Annotated in this window: 18 protein-coding genes; 13 read left to right on the top strand and 5 right to left on the bottom strand. The window is 55.9% G+C overall.

Annotated features, from left to right (window positions below):
* The first annotated feature begins 70 nt into the window (after positions 1-70).
* From ABLV11_RS04540 to ABLV11_RS04530, 3 genes are all read left to right on the top strand, one after another.
* Positions 71-1,336 (top strand): 4-aminobutyrate--2-oxoglutarate transaminase, encoded by a 1,266-nt coding sequence (locus tag ABLV11_RS04540; RefSeq protein ID WP_004116085.1) that lies wholly within the window; start codon positions 71-73, stop codon positions 1,334-1,336.
* 150 nt (positions 1,337-1,486) lie between these two features.
* Positions 1,487-2,731 (top strand): amino acid permease, encoded by a 1,245-nt coding sequence (locus ABLV11_RS04535; protein WP_004106549.1) that lies wholly within the window; start codon positions 1,487-1,489, stop codon positions 2,729-2,731.
* 256 nt (positions 2,732-2,987) lie between these two features.
* Positions 2,988-4,091: a branched-chain amino acid ABC transporter substrate-binding protein gene (locus ABLV11_RS04530; protein WP_016807580.1), complete on the top strand. Its 1,104-nt coding sequence runs from the start codon at positions 2,988-2,990 to the stop codon at positions 4,089-4,091.
* A 386-nt stretch (positions 4,092-4,477) separates the two neighbouring features.
* On the opposite strand, the gene panM is transcribed toward ABLV11_RS04530, so the two are convergent.
* Entirely contained in the window at positions 4,478-4,864 is a 387-nt protein-coding gene (panM, locus tag ABLV11_RS04525) for an aspartate 1-decarboxylase autocleavage activator PanM (RefSeq protein WP_004116081.1), read from the bottom strand.
* Between the two features lie 421 nt (positions 4,865-5,285).
* On the opposite strand from panM, the gene livK reads away from it, so the two are divergent.
* The 5 genes from livK to livF are packed head-to-tail and all read left to right on the top strand — an operon-like array spanning position 5,286 to position 10,151.
* Positions 5,286-6,395, top strand: a complete 1,110-nt coding sequence (gene livK / locus ABLV11_RS04520; protein ID WP_004116079.1) for a high-affinity branched-chain amino acid ABC transporter substrate-binding protein LivK — start codon at positions 5,286-5,288, stop codon at positions 6,393-6,395.
* Between the two features lie 60 nt (positions 6,396-6,455).
* Positions 6,456-7,382: a high-affinity branched-chain amino acid ABC transporter permease LivH gene (livH, locus tag ABLV11_RS04515; RefSeq protein WP_163530548.1), complete on the top strand. Its 927-nt coding sequence runs from the start codon at positions 6,456-6,458 to the stop codon at positions 7,380-7,382.
* Positions 7,379-8,656 (top strand): branched chain amino acid ABC transporter permease LivM, encoded by a 1,278-nt coding sequence (gene livM, locus ABLV11_RS04510; RefSeq protein WP_004106539.1) that lies wholly within the window; start codon positions 7,379-7,381, stop codon positions 8,654-8,656. The genes livH and livM overlap by 4 nt, the downstream gene beginning before the upstream one ends.
* Positions 8,653-9,420, top strand: a complete 768-nt coding sequence (livG, locus tag ABLV11_RS04505) for a high-affinity branched-chain amino acid ABC transporter ATP-binding protein LivG (protein ID WP_004106537.1) — start codon at positions 8,653-8,655, stop codon at positions 9,418-9,420. Before livM ends, livG begins: the two co-directional genes overlap by 4 nt.
* Before the next feature lie 17 nt (positions 9,421-9,437).
* Positions 9,438-10,151, top strand: a complete 714-nt coding sequence (livF, locus tag ABLV11_RS04500; protein ID WP_004126158.1) for a high-affinity branched-chain amino acid ABC transporter ATP-binding protein LivF — start codon at positions 9,438-9,440, stop codon at positions 10,149-10,151.
* Between the two features lie 99 nt (positions 10,152-10,250).
* Here the strand turns inward: livF and ABLV11_RS04495 are convergent, their stop codons facing one another.
* The 4 genes from ABLV11_RS04495 to ABLV11_RS04480 form a co-directional block, all read right to left on the bottom strand.
* Positions 10,251-11,846 (bottom strand): altronate dehydratase family protein, encoded by a 1,596-nt coding sequence (locus tag ABLV11_RS04495; protein WP_224329776.1) that lies wholly within the window; start codon positions 11,844-11,846, stop codon positions 10,251-10,253.
* Between the two features lie 33 nt (positions 11,847-11,879).
* Positions 11,880-13,190 (bottom strand): MFS transporter, encoded by a 1,311-nt coding sequence (locus ABLV11_RS04490; protein ID WP_004116060.1) that lies wholly within the window; start codon positions 13,188-13,190, stop codon positions 11,880-11,882.
* An 18-nt stretch (positions 13,191-13,208) separates the two neighbouring features.
* Positions 13,209-14,108, bottom strand: a complete 900-nt coding sequence (locus tag ABLV11_RS04485) for a dihydrodipicolinate synthase family protein (RefSeq protein WP_126488100.1) — start codon at positions 14,106-14,108, stop codon at positions 13,209-13,211.
* Between the two features lie 228 nt (positions 14,109-14,336).
* Positions 14,337-15,104, bottom strand: coding sequence for an IclR family transcriptional regulator (locus ABLV11_RS04480; RefSeq protein WP_004116057.1), 768 nt, complete (start codon positions 15,102-15,104; stop codon positions 14,337-14,339).
* A gap of 270 nt (positions 15,105-15,374) precedes the next feature.
* Between ABLV11_RS04480 and ugpB the strand changes: the two genes are divergently transcribed.
* The 5 genes from ugpB (at position 15,375) to ugpQ (ending at position 20,353) form a co-directional block, all read left to right on the top strand.
* The gene (gene ugpB / locus ABLV11_RS04475) at positions 15,375-16,691 is read left to right on the top strand and encodes a sn-glycerol-3-phosphate ABC transporter substrate-binding protein UgpB (RefSeq protein WP_126488102.1); all 1,317 of its coding nucleotides are present in this window, start codon (positions 15,375-15,377) and stop codon (positions 16,689-16,691) included.
* A 123-nt stretch (positions 16,692-16,814) separates the two neighbouring features.
* Positions 16,815-17,702 carry a sn-glycerol-3-phosphate ABC transporter permease UgpA gene (gene ugpA / locus ABLV11_RS04470; RefSeq protein WP_004106512.1) on the top strand — a complete coding sequence of 296 codons (888 nt, stop codon included), beginning with the start codon at positions 16,815-16,817 and terminating at the stop codon, positions 17,700-17,702.
* Positions 17,699-18,544: a sn-glycerol-3-phosphate ABC transporter permease UgpE gene (gene ugpE / locus ABLV11_RS04465; protein WP_004116045.1), complete on the top strand. Its 846-nt coding sequence runs from the start codon at positions 17,699-17,701 to the stop codon at positions 18,542-18,544. The genes ugpA and ugpE overlap by 4 nt, the downstream gene beginning before the upstream one ends.
* A gap of 1 nt (position 18,545) precedes the next feature.
* The gene (locus tag ABLV11_RS04460) at positions 18,546-19,616 is read left to right on the top strand and encodes a sn-glycerol-3-phosphate import ATP-binding protein UgpC (protein ID WP_016810028.1); all 1,071 of its coding nucleotides are present in this window, start codon (positions 18,546-18,548) and stop codon (positions 19,614-19,616) included.
* Positions 19,613-20,353 carry a glycerophosphodiester phosphodiesterase gene (gene ugpQ, locus ABLV11_RS04455; protein ID WP_064370991.1) on the top strand — a complete coding sequence of 247 codons (741 nt, stop codon included), beginning with the start codon at positions 19,613-19,615 and terminating at the stop codon, positions 20,351-20,353. Before ABLV11_RS04460 ends, ugpQ begins: the two co-directional genes overlap by 4 nt.
* The last annotated feature ends 7 nt before the right edge of the window (positions 20,354-20,360 follow it).

Raw genomic sequence — 20,360 nt, 5'->3', positions numbered from 1 at the left:
TCCTGTGTAAATAAACGACATAGTTTCGGATTTGTTGCGATAACGTGACACACATGACAGGAGATTCCCGGTGAAAAGTTCAGAACTGAATCAGCGTCGCCAGCAGGCGACTCCACGCGGCGTAGGGGTGATGTGCAGCTACTTTGTTGAGAAAGCGGAGAACGCTACGCTGTGGGATATTGAAGGGAATGAGGTGATCGATTTCGCCGCCGGCATCGCGGTGCTGAATACCGGCCATCGCCACCCAAAAATCGTTGCCGCCGTTGAACAGCAGCTGCAGGCCTTTACCCACACGGCTTACCAGATTGTCCCGTACGAAAGCTATGTCACGCTGGCCGAGCGGATTAACGAACTGGCGCCGATTGACGGTCCGGCGAAAACCGCCTTTTTTACCACGGGGGCAGAAGCGGTTGAAAACGCGGTGAAAATCGCGCGCGCTTATACCGGCCGTCCGGGGTTGATTACCTTCGGCGGCGGCTTCCACGGTCGTACGTTTATGACCATGGCGCTGACCGGCAAAGTGGCGCCTTACAAGATTGGTTTCGGCCCGTTCCCGGGCTCGGTTTATCACGCCGTCTACCCTAACGCCGCCCATGGCATTACCACCGCCGACGCGATGAAGAGCCTGGAGCGCATTTTCAAAGCGGATATCGCGGCCGATCAGGTGGCGGCGATTGTGCTGGAGCCGATTCAGGGGGAAGGCGGCTTTAACGTTGCCCCGCCTGAGTTTATGCAGGCGCTGCGCGCGCTGTGCGATACCCACGGCATTCTGCTGATTGCCGATGAAGTACAAACCGGCTTTGCGCGCACCGGTAAGCTATTTGCGATGCAGCACTATGATGTGAAGCCTGACCTGATGACGATGGCCAAAAGCCTGGCCGGCGGTTTCCCGCTCTCCGGCGTGGTAGGTCGCGCCGAGGTGATGGATGCGCCTGCGCCGGGCGGCCTGGGCGGCACCTATGCCGGTAACCCGCTGGCGGTCGCGGCGGCGCACGCGGTGCTGGACGTGATTGAAGAAGAACAGCTGTGCCAGCGCGCTGAGCGCTTAGGCAGCCATCTGAAAGAGGTGTTGAATCAGGCGCGTCAAAGCTGCCCGGCCATTGCTGACGTTCGCGGTCAGGGCTCGATGGTGGCGGTGGAGTTTAACGATCCGCAAACCGGGGAGCCGTCGGCGGAGATCACCCGTCAAATCCAGCAACAAGCCCAGGAGAACGGCCTGCTGCTGCTGAGCTGCGGCGTCTATGGCAACGTCATTCGCTTCCTCTATCCGTTAACGATTCCGGATGCGCAGTTTACGAAAGCGCTGGATATTCTGGCCCGCGTGCTGAAGCGCTAACTTTTCGCCCGGTCAGGCTGCGGCGGCACGGAAGCCGAACAGAAACAGGAGGCCGCAGACTGGTTATTCATGCTCAGCGTGAGTGGTTTATCACCCTGATATCACCTTTTTTCCGGCAGCGCACGCTGCCGGAATAAAACGGAAAATATTATGTCTGACAACTCCACCTTTTCTTCGGTTCTGACGAGCCGGGAGCGTACCGCTGTACCTGCAAAATCCCTGAGTTTCATTGAAGGCGTGTCGATGATCGTCGGCACCAATATCGGCGCTGGGGTGCTATCCATCGCCTATGCCTCCAGCAAAGCGGGCTTTCTGCCGCTGCTGTTTTGGCTGATTGTGGTCGGTAGTCTGACGACCATTACCATGCTCTACGTAGCGGAGTCGACGCTGCGCACGCGCAAGCATCTGCAGCTTAGCGGCCTGTCGCAGCGCTACGTTGGCCGCTTTGGCGCGCTGATGATGTTCCTCTCTGTTTGCGTCAACAGCGTCGGCGCGCTGACGGCCTATATGACCGGCAGCGGTAAATTATTGCATTCGTTATTCGGTATCTCGCCGGCTCTCGGCAGCGCGCTGTTTTTTATTCCGGCGGCCGGGGTACTTTATCTTGGCCTGAAGGCGATTGGCCGGGGCGAGAAATTTATCAGTATCGGCATGGTCGTCATGATAACCATACTTGTCGCCGCGACGTTGCTGAAAGAGACCGCCAGCGTCGGCTATTTGCTGGATGGTAACTGGCTGTATATGGTGCCGGTATTTAACGTTGTCGCGTTCTGCTTCTCCGCGCAGTATATCGTGCCGGAAATGGCGCGCGGTTTCGCTGATAAACCGGAGAAACTGCCGAAGGCCATTATGGTGGGAATGTTATTAACCTTTTGCCTGCTGGCGCTGGTCCCGCTCTCGGTGATTGCATTAAGCGGGCTGGATAATATTTCTGATGTGGCGACCATTTCCTGGGGACGTGCGCTCGGCGAGTGGGCCTTCTTCTCGGCAAACCTTTTTGCGCTCTGCGCGATGCTGACCTCCTATTGGGGGCTGGGCGGCAGCTTCCTGACCAATATCTTCGATCAGTTTCGCCTTGGAAACGACGAGCAGCCGTTGAAACGCTTTAAGGTGCTGTTAGTGGTCGCCGTACCGCCTTTCATTCTGGCCTACAGTGGGATGGTATCCTTCGTGAATGCGCTCTATTTTGCCGGGGTATTTAGCGGGGTGATTTTATCTATCATGCCGATCCTGATCCTTAAAGGCTCGCGCAGGCAGGGTGATATCAATCCCGGTTGGACCTGCCCGGCGCTGATTACGCATCCTTTAATCCAGATCTTCATCGTATTGCTCTATCTTTGCAGCGCCGCCTACGCCATTGCTTCCGCCTTTGGCTACCTGCCTGCGGGCTGGTAGTACCGTCGCTCATGCCACCGCGTTCGGTTTATTCCGGCGCGGGTTTTTATTTGTCACTTATCTGTTACATACTCCGCAATTTTATCGTTTCCAATTCTCCTGAATGACGGTATGTTTAGCATAGTGTGCTGCAAAAGCGCAGGCGGCAGACCCTAATCTAACTATCATATGCTTTACTTATGTGTCTAATTAGAACAATGCGCTAATAAACAACATCACAACAAATGCAAAAACCATAATAATGGGGAGCCTCAGGATGAATATGAAGGGTAAAGCGTTACTGGCAGGATGTATTGCCTTAATCATGAGCGGTGCGGCAATGGCCGAGGATATCAAAGTGGCCGTTGTTGGCGCGATGTCCGGTCCGGTAGCGCAGTACGGCGACCAGGAGTTCACTGGCGCAGAGCAGGCTATTGCGGATATCAACGCTAAAGGCGGTATCAAAGGCAATAAGCTGCAGATGGTAAAGTACGATGACGCCTGTGACCCGAAACAAGCGGTTGCCGTCGCCAACAAAGTGATTAACGACGGTATCAAATACGTTATCGGCCACCTGTGCTCTTCTTCCACCCAGCCGGCGTCTGATATCTATGAAGATGAAGGCGTGCTGATGATCACCCCGGCGGCCACCGCGCCGGAGCTGACAGCTCGCGGCTATCACCTGATTCTGCGCACTACCGGCCTGGACTCCGACCAGGGGCCAACCGCCGCCAAATATATTCTGGAAAGCGTGAAACCACAGCGTATCGCGATTGTTCACGATAAGCAGCAGTACGGCGAAGGCCTGGCCCGTGCTGTACAGGATAATCTGAAGAAGGGTGGCGCCAACGTGGTGTTCTTTGATGGCATCACCGCCGGCGAGAAAGACTTCTCCACCCTGGTGGCGCGCCTGAAAAAAGAGAATATCGACTTCGTTTACTACGGCGGCTATCACCCGGAGATGGGGCAGATCCTGCGTCAGTCTCGCGCCGCTGGCCTGAAAACGCAGTTTATGGGGCCGGAAGGTGTCGCCAACGTGTCGCTGTCTAATATCGCGGGCGCTTCTGCGGAAGGTATGCTGGTCACCAAGCCGAAAAACTACGACCAGGTTCCGGCGAACAAACCGATTGTGGATGCGATCAAGGCGAAGAAACAGGATCCGAGCGGCGCGTTCGTGTGGACCACCTATGCCGCGCTGCAGTCGCTGGAAGCGGGCCTGAATCAGTCTGACGATCCGGCTGAAATCGCGAAATACCTGAAAGGGGCAACGGTTGAGACCGTGATGGGGCCGCTCTCCTGGAACGAGAAGGGCGACCTGAAAGGCTTCGAATTCGGTGTGTTTACCTGGCATGCCAATGGTACAGCGACCGACGCCAAATAATTTAACCTGCGCCTTTCGCGCCGCAGATGCGTTGTCTGCGCCCCTCAACCCCGGTCACTTACTGATGTAAGCTCCCGGGGATTTCGGGTCTTGACGCCTTTCTGCAACGCGAAATGCTGGGTTAAATCAGTTGATCCTTGCCTCTTCGCATAGGCGAGGAGAAAGGTAAAAGCAAAAAGGCAACGTAAGTTGCCTTTTTTAGTCGGTAGGCCGGGTAAGGCGTTACGCCGCAACCCGGGGAATGCACCGGGGTTGATGCATTGGTGCGGTTTCTTCCCGGGTCGCGCTGCGCTTACCCGGGCTACAGGCTGGTGCGGTCTGGTTTTTTGTCGCCCGGGTAAGGCGTTCGGCCGCAATCCGGGAATGTTCAGCCTTCTTTCGTCTATTTACTGATTTTTTACCCAACCGCCCGTTTGCGCGCTAAAACCCAGCGCCTGCATAAACGCCGCCATCACGCCGCGGTCTTCCACGCCGGCATCCGCAATCCGCCAACTGGTGATTTCTGGATTATCCTTTAGCGCTTCTTCCACTAAATATTGCCCGACGCCGCGACGGCGGGTCACTTCACGCACGCACAGCGCGCTGAGTTCGCCCTCAACGCCATTCAGCGTAATACGTACCGCTCCCAGCAGACGCTCGTTGAAGCGGGCGGCGTAAATACGATGGCTCTCATCTATCGCCAGTGCCGCGAGATCCTGCGACGGCCAGATTTTCCCTAAGTCGATACGATCCTGATCGCTGAAGTGTTGTAAACGAATAATGGTCAATTTCATGCTCGGTGAGTCCAGTTAAAACGGATGCGTCAGTGTATCCAAATTCCCCGCCAGGCGGAGCGCCGTTTTTTGCCTGGTCATCAGGGGATTCGTTTTCCTGGAAGGTACAGGGTAGAGCAATTCATCATGGATCGAAAAATAAGCAGAATTTTAACCTGATATATAGCGTTTTATTCCGCCTTATGTATCGTTATTTTATGCTGTTTGCTGGACTTTTTTTGTTTATCTTCCCGTAAATACAGAATATTATCTTTGCTTAATCGCCTGAAAAATAGAGAATTTACTCTGGATTCAGGCAAAAAACCTCGCTAAACCATTAAAGATAATGGTAAAAGTAGCGTTGTTTAAGAAAAGCACAGAATGCTTTTTAACCATAAAAATACAAAATATTTACACCACATCACGAACGGGGTTCTGCAGCATGAAAAGGAACGCGAAAACGGTTATCGCGGGGTTAGTCGCACTGGCGATGTCCCAGGCGGCTTTTGCCAAAGATATTAAGGTCGCCGTTGTTGGCGCGATGTCTGGCCCGGTAGCCCAGTGGGGCGATATGGAATTTAACGGCGCGCGCCAGGCAATCAAAGACATTAACGCTCAGGGCGGCATTAAGGGCGATAAGCTGGTCGGCGTAGAGTACGATGATGCCTGTGACCCGAAACAGGCCGTTGCGGTGGCGAACAAAATCGTCAATGACGGCATCCAGTATGTTATCGGCCACCTCTGCTCTTCTTCCACTCAGCCGGCATCCGATATCTATGAAGATGAAGGCATTTTGATGATCTCGCCGGGAGCGACTAACCCGGAGCTGACTCAGCGCGGTTATCAGTACATCATGCGTACTGCGGGTCTGGACTCCTCGCAGGGACCGACCGCCGCTAAATACATCATGGAAAACGTCAAACCGCAGCGTATTGCTATCATTCATGATAAACAGCAGTACGGCGAAGGCCTGGCGCGCTCTGTTCAGGAAAGCCTGAAAAAAGGCGGCGCGAATATCGTCTTCTTCGACGGCATCACCGCTGGCGAAAAAGACTTCTCCGCGCTGCTGGCGCGCCTGAAAAAAGAGAATATCGACTTCGTTTACTACGGCGGCTACTACCCGGAAATGGGTCAGATGCTGCGCCAGGCGCGTTCCGTAGGGCTGAAAACCGTGTTTATGGGCCCGGAAGGCGTGGGTAACGCGTCGCTGTCCAACATCGCGGGCGATGCGGCGGAAGGCATGCTGGTCACGATGCCAAAACGCTATGACCAGGACCCGGCTAACAGCGCTATCGTTGACGCGCTCAAAGCGGAGAAGAAGGACCCGAGCGGTCCGTATGTCTGGATCACCTACGCCGCCGTACAGTCACTGGCGCAGGCGATGGACCGGGCCGGAAGCCAGGAGCCGCTGGATTTAATCAAAGATCTGAAAGCTCACGGCGCGAAAACCGTGATTGGGCCGCTGAATTGGGACGAAAAAGGCGATTTGAAGGGATTTGAGTTTGGTGTCTTCCAGTGGCACGCGGATGGGTCATCCACCCTCGCGAAATAAGCCATAAGACAAGTTATCCCACCGCCCGTGCAAAGCGGGCGGGTTGAAAAAGGTTACCTTATGTCCGAGCAGTTTCTCTATTTTTTGCAGCAGATGTTTAACGGCGTCACGCTGGGAAGCACCTATGCGCTGATTGCCATCGGCTATACCATGGTGTACGGCATTATCGGCATGATCAACTTCGCCCACGGCGAGGTGTATATGATTGGCAGCTACGTCTCCTTCATGATCATTGCCGCCCTGATGATGATGGGTATTGATACCAGCTGGCTGCTGGTTGCTGCCGGATTCGTCGGCGCTATCGTGATTGCCAGCGCCTACGGCTGGAGTATCGAGCGCGTGGCCTACCGGCCGGTTCGCAGCTCAAAACGCCTGATTGCGCTGATCTCCGCCATCGGGATGTCGATCTTCCTGCAAAACTACGTCAGTCTGACGGAAGGCTCGCGCGATGTCGCGCTGCCAAGCCTGTTTAACGGCCAGTGGACGGTGGGCAGTAGCGACAACTTCTCCGCGACCATTACCACCATGCAGCTGGTGATCTGGATGGTGACGTTTATCGCCATGCTGGCGCTAACGCTGTTTATTCGCTATTCCCGCATGGGGCGCGCCTGCCGCGCCTGCGCTGAAGATCTGAAAATGGCCAGCCTGCTCGGGATTAACACCGACCGCGTGATTGCGCTGACCTTTGTGATCGGCGCGGCAATGGCGGCGGTTGCCGGCGTTCTGCTCGGACAGTTTTACGGCGTTATCAACCCCTACATCGGCTTTATGGCCGGGATGAAGGCCTTCACCGCTGCGGTTCTGGGCGGCATCGGCAGCATTCCTGGCGCGATGATCGGCGGGCTGATCCTCGGTATTGCCGAAGCGCTCTCTTCTGCCTATCTCAGCACGGAATATAAAGACGTGGTCTCCTTCGCGCTGCTGATCCTGGTTCTGCTGGTGATGCCTACCGGCATCCTGGGCCGTCCGGAGGTAGAAAAAGTATGAAACCGATGCATTTTGCGATGGCGCTGCTGTCGGCAGTTATGTTCTTTATCCTGGCGGGCGTCTTTATGGGCGTGCAGCTGGAGCTTGACGGCACGAAGCTGGTGGTGGATACCGCCGCCGATATCCGCTGGCAGTGGATCTTTATCGGAACCGCAGTGGTTTTCTTCTTCCAGCTGCTGCGTCCCATTTTTCAGAAAACCATGAAGAACGTCTCCGGGCCGAAGTTTATTCTGCCGGCTATCGACGGTTCGACGGTAAAACAGAAGCTATTCCTGATCGCCCTGCTGGTTATCGCCGTGGCGTGGCCATTTATGGTGTCGCGCGGGACGGTGGATATCGCCACGCTGACGATGATCTATATCATCCTCGGCCTGGGTCTTAACGTGGTGGTGGGGCTTTCCGGCCTGTTGGTGCTGGGCTACGGCGGCTTTTATGCCATCGGCGCCTATACCTTTGCGCTGCTGAACCACTATTACGGCCTGGGGTTCTGGACCTGCCTGCCGCTGGCGGGGCTGGTTTCGGCGGCGGCGGGCTTCCTGCTTGGCTTCCCGGTCCTGCGTCTGCGCGGCGACTATCTGGCGATTGTCACGCTCGGCTTCGGCGAAATCGTGCGCATCCTGCTGCTTAACAACACCGAAATAACCGGCGGTCCGAACGGCATTAGCCAGATCCCAAAACCGACGCTCTTCGGCCTTGAATTTAGCCGCAGCGCCCGTGAAGGCGGCTGGGATACGTTCAGCAACTTCTTTGGCGTGAAGTACGACCCCTCCGATCGCGTCATTTTCCTCTACCTGGTCGCTCTGCTGCTGGTGGTGTTAAGTCTGTTCGTGATTAACCGTCTGCTGCGTATGCCGCTGGGCCGCGCGTGGGAAGCGCTGCGCGAAGATGAAATCGCCTGTCGCTCGCTGGGCCTCAGCCCGACGCGCATCAAGCTGACCGCTTTTACCATCAGCGCCGCGTTTGCCGGTTTTGCCGGCACCCTGTTCGCCGCCCGTCAGGGCTTCGTCAGCCCGGAATCCTTCACCTTCGCCGAGTCGGCCTTTGTGCTGGCGATTGTGGTTCTCGGCGGTATGGGCTCCCAGTTTGCGGTGATCCTGGCGGCGGTTCTGCTGGTGGTCTCGCGCGAGCTGATGCGTGATTTCAATGAGTACAGCATGCTGATGCTGGGCGCGCTGATGGTTCTGATGATGATCTGGCGTCCGCAGGGCCTTCTGCCGATGACGCGTCCGCAGCTGAAGCTGAAAAACGGTCAGGCAAAAGGAGAGCAGGCATGAGTCAGCCATTATTATCCGTAAACGGCCTGATGATGCGTTTTGGCGGTCTGCTGGCGGTTAACAACGTGTCGCTGGAGCTGCGGGAACGGGAAATTGTCTCGCTTATCGGCCCGAACGGCGCGGGCAAAACCACCGTTTTTAACTGTCTGACCGGTTTCTACAAGCCCACTGGCGGCACTATTATGCTGCGTGACCAGCATCTGGAAGGGCTGCCGGGACAGCAGATTGCCCGCATGGGCGTAGTGCGAACGTTCCAGCACGTGCGTCTGTTCCGCGAAATGACGGTGATTGAAAACCTGCTGGTGGCACAGCATCAGCAGCTGAAAACCGGGGTTTTCTCCGGCCTGCTGAAGACGCCATCTTTCCGCCGCGCCCAGAGCGAAGCGCTCGATCGCGCCGCGACCTGGCTTGAGCGTATTGGCCTGCTCGAACACGCCAACCGCCAGGCCAGTAACCTGGCCTACGGCGACCAGCGCCGTCTGGAGATCGCCCGCTGCATGGTGACCCAGCCGGAAATCCTGATGCTGGATGAGCCCGCAGCGGGGCTAAACCCGAAAGAGACCAAAGAGCTGGATGAGCTGATCGTCGAGCTGCGCAGCCATCACAACACCACCATCCTGCTGATTGAGCACGATATGAAGCTGGTGATGGGCATTTCCGACCGTATTTACGTGGTAAACCAGGGCACGCCGCTGGCCAACGGTACGCCGGAAGCGATCCGCAACAACCCGGACGTGATCCGCGCCTATTTAGGTGAAGCATAATGGTGGTGACGCATAAGATGGAAAAAGTGATGTTATCTTTTGACAACGTCAGCGCGCATTACGGCAAAATCCAGGCGCTGCACAACGTCAGTCTGCATATCAATCAGGGAGAAATTGTCACCCTGATTGGTGCCAACGGTGCGGGGAAAACCACGCTGCTGGGTACCCTGTGCGGCGACCCGCGCGCCTCCAGCGGCCGCGTGGTTTTCGACGGTAAAGATATTACCGACTGGCAGACGGCGAAAATCATGCGCGAAGCGGTGGCGATCGTGCCGGAAGGGCGCCGGGTCTTCTCGCGGATGACGGTGGAAGAGAACCTGGCGATGGGCGGTTTTTTTGCCGATCGCGACCAGTTTCAGACCCGTATTAAATGGGTGTATGAGCTGTTTCCGCGCCTGCATGAGCGCCGGGTTCAGCGGGCGGGCACCATGTCCGGCGGCGAGCAGCAGATGCTGGCCATCGGGCGCGCGCTGATGAGCCAGCCGCGCCTGCTGCTGCTGGATGAGCCTTCGCTCGGTCTGGCGCCGATTATCATTCAGCAAATCTTCGATACCATCGAACAGCTGCGCGAGCAGGGGATGACTATCTTCCTCGTCGAGCAGAACGCCAACCAGGCGCTGAAGCTGGCCGACCGCGGCTACGTGCTGGAAAACGGTCACGTGGTGCTGGAGGATACCGGTGACGCGCTGCTGGCGAATGAAGCGGTACGCAGCGCCTATCTGGGCGGGTAGTGTAATCAAGACGCCCGGCAGGAACGCCAGAACGGTATATTACAGAGGTTCGCTATTCACACCAAACGCCCGGCATCTGCCGGGCGTTTTACTTGACTCCTACAGCTCCAGAGAGCGTTTCCACAGCATAAAATCATACTGTTCGAGCGCATCCGCTTTGGTGCGCCAGGTTCCGCTGGCGGTAGCGATGATTTTCTCAAACAGGCCGTCGGCGATATCCGCCAGCGGCGTGCCTTCGATAATCGGCCCGCAGTCATAATCGATAATATCCGGCATCTTTTTTGCGAGCGCGGTGTTGGTTGAAACTTTGAGAACCGGAACGATAGGGTTCCCCGTCGGCGTACCCAACCCGGTTGAGAAGATCACCACGTTGCCCCCCGCCGCGACCAGGCCCGTTACCGCGTCCACATCGTTGCCCGGCGTGCAGACCAGCGAAAGGCCGCTTTCTCCCATCGGTTCGGCATAGTCGCATACCGCGCTAACTGGCGCTCTGCCGCCTTTTTTCGCCGCGCCGGCGGATTTTATCGCGTCAGTGATCAGCCCATCGGCAATGTTTCCCGGGCTGGGGTTATCGGCGATGGTGGTGCCGAAGAAGTTCGCGACATGCTCATAGTTTTTCATCAGCGACAAAAACTTCTCTTTCAGCTCCCGGGTCGCGCAGCGCTGAACGATATCCCCTTCCGCGCCGCACAGCTCGGGGAATTCCGCCAGCCCCGATGCGCCGCCGAGGGCGACGAGGCGGTCTGATACTTCGCCCATCGCCGGGTTTGCGCTGATCCCCGAGAACCCGTCAGAAGCGCCGCACTTCACGCCGATTTTGAGGTGGGAGAGCGGGACGTCCTGCCGCTCGGCGACGGGGGCTTCGCGGATCGCGTTATAAGTTTCGGTCAACGCATCCTGCATCATTTTCTCTTCGCTACTCCAGTCCTGCTGCCTGAAGTAAATAATCGGTTTGCTGAAGTTCGGGTTGCGCTTCGCCAGCGCGGCGTTGAAATCAACAATTCGCGCTTTTTCACAGCCGAGAGCAAAAACCGTCACGCCAAGAACGTTAGGATGATCGGAATAGGCGGCCAGCACGTCGCACATCGTCATGCTGTCCGAGGTGGCGCCGCCGCAGCCGGAATTAACGGTAATACAGCGAATACCGTCAAGATGCGGAAAGGGCAGATGTCGGGTATCGTTTAAAGCCCCTGCCGATGTCACCTGGCGAGCAAAATTTTTCAGGCCGTTATTGGCGTAGCCAAGGGCGTCGTTCAGCGCATCGGTGACGCGCTGAACGTTGCGGTTTTCACAGAATACCAGCGGAATGACCAGCCAGTAGTTTGCGGTGGCGACCCGGCCATCTTCACGCACGATTCCCTTAAACGTCCGCTGCTGCCAGGCGGAAACATCCGGCTGCTGCCAGTCATAGGGGGCGACATCGTCAAGCGTAACCGGGGCCGCGTAGTGTTTGATATTCTCCGTTGTGATGGCTTCGCCCCGGGTGATGGGGCGCGTCGCTTTCCCGACCGGTACGCCGTACAGCGAAACGATATCGCCGGGCGCAATATCCTCGGTGGCAAATTTATGTTTGGCTTTGACATCGCTACGCAGAACGTAGGCCTCATCGTTCCAGTGAACCCGCTGTTCTTTGCGTAAGTCCTGCAGCGCAACGATTAAGTTATCAGTAGGGTCAATCTTTAAGATGGTCTGCATGTTATTTATCCTTTGTTATAAGCGCATCAGGACTTAGTGATGGGTAACCGCAACGCCGTTTGTCGCTTTTCTGCCGGCAAGAGCGGCAATCAGCAGCGCACAGCAGACGGTAATCAGCGACAGTGCGACCAGGCCCGCCGAATCATTGCCGAAGAAGGTATCGACCTCAACGCGAATGAGCGGCGCCAGGAAGCTACAAAACGCGCCCATGGTGGTGCAAAAGCCGATACTGGCGGCCAGCGCCGAGCCTGACACAATCTGCGCCGGGAAAGTCCAGAAAATGGGTTGCACGGAGAGAAAGCCGATGGCCGACAGCGAGAGCGCGGCAATGGCGAGCACCGGGCCGGACCAGGCAGAAACAAACAGCCCCAGCGCCGCAGCCAGCATACAGATGACCGAAATCAGTACCCGGCGAGCCGGCATTTTGTCCGCCAGACGCGGAATGTAATAGACGCCGACGGCGGAGCAGGCCCACGGAATGGCGGCGACCAGCGACTCTTTAAAGCCGAGCGTGGAACCCATTAGCGAGGCGACTTGCGAAGGCAGGAAGAACATCAGTCCGTACACGCTGATCTGGATGGTGCCGTAGATCAGCGCCAGGTGCCAGACTTTAAGGCTTTTCAGCGCGGTACCAACGCTGCTGGTTTCCGTCTGCCGCTGCTCCTGCTGTAGCTGGGCAATCAGCGCCTTTTTCTCTTCTTCGTTCAGGAAGCGCGCTTTGGCCGGCGTATCGTCGAGCCAGAACCAGGCGAAGATCCCCATGATGACCGCCGGAATGCCTTCAATAAAGAACATCCAGAACCAGCCGGGTTTACCGAGGAAACCGTGCATTTCCAGCAGCGCGCCGGAGATGGGCGAGCCTAAGGTCAGCGCCAGCGGTACGCCGAGTACGAAGATACCGACGACGGATGCGCGAACTTTATTGGGAAAGTAGATGGAGGCCAGCAGCAGAATACCGGGATAAAAACCGGCTTCGCCTAATCCCAGTAGAAAACGCAGAACAATAAACTGGGTTTCCGTCTGCACCAGTCCGGTGAGGGCAGAGAGAACGCCCCACAGCGCAGTAGTGATGCTTAACCATTTCTGCGCGCCAATTTTATTCAGGATCAGGTTTGCGGGAATGCCAAATAGCGCATAGGCGGCGAAAAAGATCCCTGCCCCGAGGGCGAAGGCGGAATTGGAGAGCCCAATATCCACCTGCATCGCCTCTTTAGCGAATCCCACGTTCACCCTGTCGATAAAGGCGATGAAGTACAAAATAAACATCAGTGGCACCAGGCGCTTCCATGATTTCGTAATCGCGGAATTGAGGGCCGGATTGTCGTAAGCTGTGATGGTTTTCATAATACCTCCGCGTGGGGGTCAGGCATTAATTTCAATACCAGCACGGGAAAGTATCCGCAAAATACTTTCGGTCTGGCCGGTTGTGAGTGAGCTAAACGGTGGCGTGCAGCGGTCGGACTGAATAATTCCGCGCAGCTGTAGCGCTTTTTTAAATGTTGGAATGAACGGATCGTTAACCGCGTAAATATCCATTAACCCATCCACTTTTTGCTGATACCGCGAAATTTGCTGCAAATCGTTATCGTTAAATGCCTGCATCCAGTCGCGGAATATTTCAGGGCAAATATTGGATAACCCGCCGATACATCCATCGCCCCCCGCCAGGACATTGTGCGCGAAGTTATTGTCATAACCGGCATAGACTTCAAAATACGGTAGTTCAGATTTTACCTGGCGAATCACCTGCGACGTGTGATTGGTATCCGGAATGGTGTCTTTAATACCGACAATGTTTGGGAACTCTCTGGCGAGTCGTAAACAGACCTCTGGCGAGACGCAATAGCCGGTACGTTCCGGGAAGTTATAAATAAATATTTTGGCGGCGGTGCGGCGAGCTATCTGGCTATAAAATGTATAAATGCCTTCATCAGTCAGGCGGAAGTACCACGGGCTGATAATCATGACGCCATCCAGTCCGCACTCATCTGCATAGTTAGCCAGCTCTACGCACTCGTCAATATCCATGCGGCTGGTACCCGCATAGGCCTTTATTCCCTCGCGCGGGAACTCTGCCGCCATTTGAATTACCTGACGGGATGTTTTCATATCCAGCGAGAAAAACTCACCGGTACTGCCCATGACGACAAATCCCGATACGCTGCTTTTAATGAAATCATACAGGCGAAAGTTGCCTTCAGGATCCAGCCTGCCCTGCTCATCAAAAACCGTTATTGCCGGGGTGATGTAATGACTTTGCATATTAAACCTCTTTGTTGTTCGTATATACAAACAGTGTTTGTATTTGCGATTAAGCATAAGTAAACACGCCATCGACGTGAAGTCAAATGGCGCCAAAGTCGTGCGGATAATTGATTAAATCAATGAATAGATGGGGAATTATGCAAAATAGTCGGGCGCCACGGTGGATCATTAAATATCGGTATTGTGTGGGCAATCACAATTCCGAAGGCGCCGTTGGCAAATAAATCAGTAATTTTTAATATCAGGCAGCTTATTCAGCACGCTTTCGATACGACCCTTGGCCTCTTTTAGCGCATGAATTACCTGCTGCGTTTTTTCATCGCTGGCGCGGAAAGAGGGCAATGAGACGCTGATCGCCGCCAGAATAATGCCTTTCTGCTGCAGGGGGACGGCGAAGCAGATGGTATCGTCGTTGATTTCCCGATCGTCCATGGCATAACCGTTGGCGGCAACCATATCCAGCTGCTGACGAAGCTGGGCCATATTCGTTACGCTGCGGGCGGTAACGGAAGGAAAACCCTGCGGATAGAGCTCCAGAATCTCTTCATCGCGGTGCTTATGCAGCAGCGCCTTGCCCAAGGCGGAGCAGATTGCCGGCAGGCGCGTCCCTACCTTAGAGACCAGCTGCACGGTTTGATCGCCCTGGACTTTATCAACATACAGTACCCAGGCGTCATCCAGAATGCCGAGCTGGCAAACTTCGTTGCATTCAGTGACCACCGCGTGCATTTCGCTATTGATCGTTTTCAGCCAGAACTCTTTTTCGACGGTGGCGCTGGCCAGAACCGCGCAGGAGATCCCCAGGGTGTAAATCCCGTTGCGATCGTCGTGACTGATATATTTGCGATACTGCAGTGATTTGAGGATCGGGAAAATGGTTCCCTTGGAAATATCCGTTTTGAGCGATAGCTCGGAAAGCGTCATTCCATCCGCGTTGGCTAAGGTTTCCAGAATGAGCAAAACGCGCTCGGTAGGTTTATGAAGCGTCTTCATATTTTTCCTTTTGACGGCTCGCCGTAGAGTGCTCTTTAACGCACTCTATTTAACTACAGATCCCCGTTTATCTGTAGTCTGCGCCGTCTCTCTTTTTCCCTTGCCATTTCCCTGCCACTTTTTTTTCACCGTTTCATCATGTTTTTGCCAATTTATTGTAATATTTTTGTAATGCAATAGTTATTTTTCTGTCATTCGAGCATGTCATGTTACCCCCGCGAACATAAAACGCGTGAAATCGCGCATCCGGAACAACAAGAGAGATAACCGATGATATCGTTACGACATACAGCTTTAGGACTGGCGCTCAGCCTGGCATTTGCCGGACAAGCCCTGGCGGTAACCACTATCCCGTTCTGGCACTCGATGGAAGGGGAGTTGGGGAAAGAAGTTGATTCACTGGCGCAACGTTTCAATGCAGCCAACCCGGACTATAAAATTGTCCCGGTGTATAAAGGCAACTATGAGCAGAGCCTGAGCGCAGGCATCGCCGCCTTCCGTACCGGCAACGCGCCGGCGCTATTACAGGTTTATGAAGTCGGCACCGCGACGATGATGGCCTCAAAGGCGATTAAGCCGGTTTATCAGGTGTTCAGCGATGCGGGCATTCAGTTTGACGAAACGCAGTTCGTTCCCACCGTTTCCGGTTATTACACTGATTCGAAAACCGGACACTTGCTCTCTCAACCGTTTAACAGCTCCACGCCGGTGTTGTACTACAACAAAGACGCCTTTAAAAAAGCCGGGTTAGATCCGGAACAGCCGCCGAAAACCTGGCAGGATCTGGCGGCGTATACCGCGAAGCTGAAGGCTGCCGGGATGAAATGCGGCTACGCCAGCGGCTGGCAGGGCTGGATCCAGATTGAAAACTTCAGCGCCTGGCACGGCCTGCCGGTGGCGACCAAAAACAACGGCTTCGACGGTACCGATGCGGTACTGGAGTTCAACAAGCCGGAGCAGGTCAAGCATATCGCTCTGCTCGAAGAACTGAATAAGAAAGGCGACTTCAGCTACTTCGGGCGTAAAGACGAATCCACCGAGAAGTTCTATAACGGCGACTGCGCCATTACCACCGCCTCTTCCGGCTCCCTCGCGGATATTCGCCAGTACGCGAAGTTCAACTATGGCGTAGGGATGATGCCGTACGACGCCGACGTGAAAGGCGTGCCGCAAAACGCCATTATCGGCGGGGCCAGCCTGTGGGTGATGCAGGGGAAAGACAAAGAAACCTATACCGGGGTCGCCAGATTCCTCGATTTCCTGACTAAACCGGAAAACGCGGCCGAATGGCACCAGAAAACTGGCTATCTGCCGATTACCACCGCTGCTTATAACCTGACCCGCGAACAGGGCTTCTATGATAAGAACCCCGGTGCCGATATCGCGACGCGCCAGATGCTGAACAAGCCGCCGCTGCCATTCACCAAAGGTCTGCGCCTGGGCAATATGCCGCAGATTCGCACCATCGTGGATGAAGAACTGGAAAGCGTATGGACCGGGAAGAAAACGCCTCAGCAGGCGCTGGACGCCGCGGTTGAGCGCGGTAATCAGCTGCTGCGCCGTTTCGAGCAGTCAACGAAGTCGTAATCTTTTAGCCCGTCCCTCATCCTCACCCTCTCCCGAAAGCGGAGAGGGACCGTTCGGAGCACTCCTCTTCCTTGCCTTTTGGGAGAGGGCCGGGATGAGGGGAAAACAACGCAGAGTTTAACTATGTCATCATCCCGTCCGGTGTTTAAATCCCGCTGGCTGCCCTATGTGCTGGTCGCGCCGCAGCTGGTTATCACCGTCGTATTCTTTATCTGGCCCGCTGGCGAAGCGCTGTGGTATTCGCTCCAGAGCGTCGATCCTTTTGGGCTCTCCAGCCAGTTTGTCGGCCTGGACAACTTTTTAGCCCTGTTCCACGACCCGTATTACCTGGACTCCTTCTGGACCACCATTAAGTTCAGTACGATGGTTACCGTCAGCGGTCTGCTGATCTCGCTGTTTTTCGCCGCGCTGGTCGATTATGTGGTGCGCGGCAGCCGCTTCTATCAAACGCTGATGCTCCTGCCCTATGCCGTTGCGCCCGCGGTGGCGGCGGTGCTGTGGATCTTCTTATTCAACCCAGGACGCGGGCTGATTACCCATCTTCTCGGCGAAATGGGCTACGACTGGAACCACGCGCAGAACAGCGGTCAGGCGATGTTCCTTGTGGTTTTCGCCTCGGTCTGGAAGCAAATTAGTTACAACTTCCTGTTCTTCTTTGCCGCGCTGCAATCGATTCCCCGCTCGCTGGTTGAAGCCGCCGCGATTGACGGCGCCGGGCCGGTTCGCCGCTTCTTCAGGCTGGCGCTACCGCTGATCGCCCCGGTGAGTTTCTTCCTGCTGGTAGTGAATCTGGTGTACGCCTTCTTTGATACCTTTCCGGTTATCGATGCCGCAACCGGCGGCGGGCCGGTGCAGGCGACGACGACGCTGATTTATAAGATCTACCGTGAAGGTTTCGCCGGGCTCGACCTGTCCGCTTCCGCCGCCCAGTCGGTGGTGCTGATGTTCCTCGTCATTATTCTGACGGTGGTGCAGTTCCGCTACGTTGAGAAAAAGGTGCGCTACCAATGATTGAAAACCGTCGCGGGCTGACGATTTTCAGCCACACGATGCTGATTTTAGGGATCGCGGTCATTCTGTTCCCGCTGTATGTCGCCTTTGTCGCGGCGACGCTGGACAGTAAAGCGGTCTTTGACACGCCGATGACGCTGATACCCGGCGGGCATCTTCTCGAAAACATGAAATTCATCTGGGTGAATGGCGTCGGGGCCAACAGCGCGCCGTTCTGGCTGATGATGCTCAACAGTTTCATCATGGCCTTTGGCATCACGGTGGGCAAAATTACGGTATCGATGCTCTCCGCTTTCGCCATCGTCTGGTTTCGTTTTCCGCTGCGCAACCTGTTCTTCTGGATGATCTTTATCACGCTGATGCTGCCGGTTGAGGTGCGCATTTTCCCGACCGTAGAAGTGATCGCCAATCTGAAAATGCTCGACAGCTATGCCGGACTCACGCTGCCGCTGATGGCCTCGGCGACCGCCACCTTCCTGTTTCGCCAGTTCTTTATGACCCTGCCGGACGAGCTTATCGAGGCCGCACGTATCGACGGCGCATCGCCGATGCGCTTTTTCCGCGACATCGTCCTGCCGCTGTCGAAAACCAACCTGGCGGCGCTGTTCGTCATCACCTTTATTTACGGCTGGAACCAGTATTTGTGGCCGCTGCTGATTATTACCGACGTGAATCTCGGCACCGCGGTCGCGGGCATCAAAGGGATGATCGCCATCGGCCAGGGCACCACGCAGTGGAATCAGGTGATGGCGGCGATGCTGCTCACGTTGATTCCTCCGGTAGTCATCGTTTTAGCCATGCAGCGCGCGTTCGTGCGTGGTTTAGTGGATAGTGAGAAATAAAATGGCAGGACTGAAGCTACAGGCAGTAACCAAAAGCTGGGATGGCAAAACCCAGGTGATCCAACCGCTGACGCTGGACGTTGCGGACGGCGAATTTATTGTGATGGTGGGCCCTTCAGGCTGCGGAAAATCAACCCTGCTGCGTATGGTGGCGGGTCTGGAGCGGGTTACCAGCGGCGATATCTGGATTGACCGCAAGCGTGTTACCGAAATGGAACCGAAAGATCGCGGCATCGCGATGGTGTTCCAGAACTACGCCCTCTACCCGCATATGAGCGTGGAAGAGAATATGGCGTGGGGTCTGAAAATTCGCGGTTTGGGCAAAGGATTAATTGCTGAGCGCGTCCAGGAGGCGGCGCGCATTCTGGAGCTGGACGGCCTGCTGAAACGCCGTCCGCGCGAACTCTCAGGCGGCCAGCGCCAACGCGTGGCGATGGGGCGGGCTATCGTACGCGATCCGGCGGTATTCCTGTTTGATGAGCCGCTATCCAACCTTGATGCCAAACTTCGCGTGCAGATGCGCCTTGAGCTGCAGCTGCTGCACCGTCGGCTGAAAACCACCTCGCTGTACGTGACTCACGATCAGGTGGAGGCGATGACCCTCGCCCAGCGGGTGATGGTAATGAATAAAGGCATCGCCGAGCAGATTGGTACGCCGGTCGAAGTCTATGAAAAACCGGCCAGCCGCTTTGTGGCGAGCTTTATCGGCAGCCCGGCAATGAACCTGCTGGAAGGGCGGGTCAGCGATGACGGCAGCCGCTTTGAGCTGGAGGGTGGAATGCTTTTACCTGTCAACAGCGAGCATCGCCGCTATGCCGGGCGTAAGATGACGCTGGGTATCCGCCCGGAACATTTTGCATTAAGCTCCGAAGCGGAAGGTGGCGTACCGTTGGTGATGGATACGCTGGAAATTTTAGGTGCCGATAACCTTGCCCACGGGCGCTGGGGCGCGCAAAAGCTGGTGGTCCGGCTGCCGCACCAGCAGCGTCCGCAGGCGGGCAGCACTCTGTGGCTGCATCTGCCGCAGGAAAGTCTGCACCTTTTTGATAGTGAAACAGGACAACGCGCATGAGTCACTGGCCTTATCCCCATATCGTCGCCCACCGCGGCGGCGGTAAACTGGCCCCGGAAAACACCCTGGCGGCCATCGATACCGGCGCTCGTTATGGCCATACGATGATTGAATTTGACGCTAAGTTATCGAAAGACGGGCACATTTTTTTACTGCACGATGACAATCTTGAACGCACCAGCAACGGCTGGGGCGTGGCGGGCGAGCTGGCGTGGAACGATCTGCTAAAAGTGGATGCCGGCAGCTGGTACAGCGGCAAATTCAAAGGCGAGCCGCTGCCGCTGCTGAGCGAAGTGGCCGATCGCTGCCGTCAGCACGGCATGATGGCCAATATCGAAATTAAACCGACCACCGGCACCGGCCTGGTGACCGGTAAAGCGGTGGCGCTGGCGGCGCGTGAGCTGTGGCAGGGAATGACGCCGCCGCTGCTCTCATCGTTTGAAATCGATGCGCTGGAAGCGGCGCAGGAAGCAGCGCCTGAACTACCGCGTGGGCTACTGCTGGATGAGTGGCGCAACGACTGGCGCGAACTCACCGCGCGTCTTGGCTGCGTCTCTATTCATCTCAACCACAAGCTGCTGGATGAAGCGCGAGTGGCAAACCTGAAGGCTGCGGGCCTGCATATTCTCGTCTATACCGTTAATAAACCGCAGCGTGCCGCCGAACTGCTGCGTTGGGGCGTTGACTGTATCTGCACCGATGCGATTGATATCATCGGCCCACGCTTTTCGGCATAACAGGCGG

It is taken from the genome of Klebsiella sp. GW_Kp181 (genome assembly GCF_040062315.1).
GTDB lineage: Bacteria > Pseudomonadota > Gammaproteobacteria > Enterobacterales > Enterobacteriaceae > Klebsiella > Klebsiella oxytoca.
The sequence above is the reverse complement of the archived record's forward strand: the minus strand, read 5'-3'. Positions and strand labels throughout refer to the sequence as shown.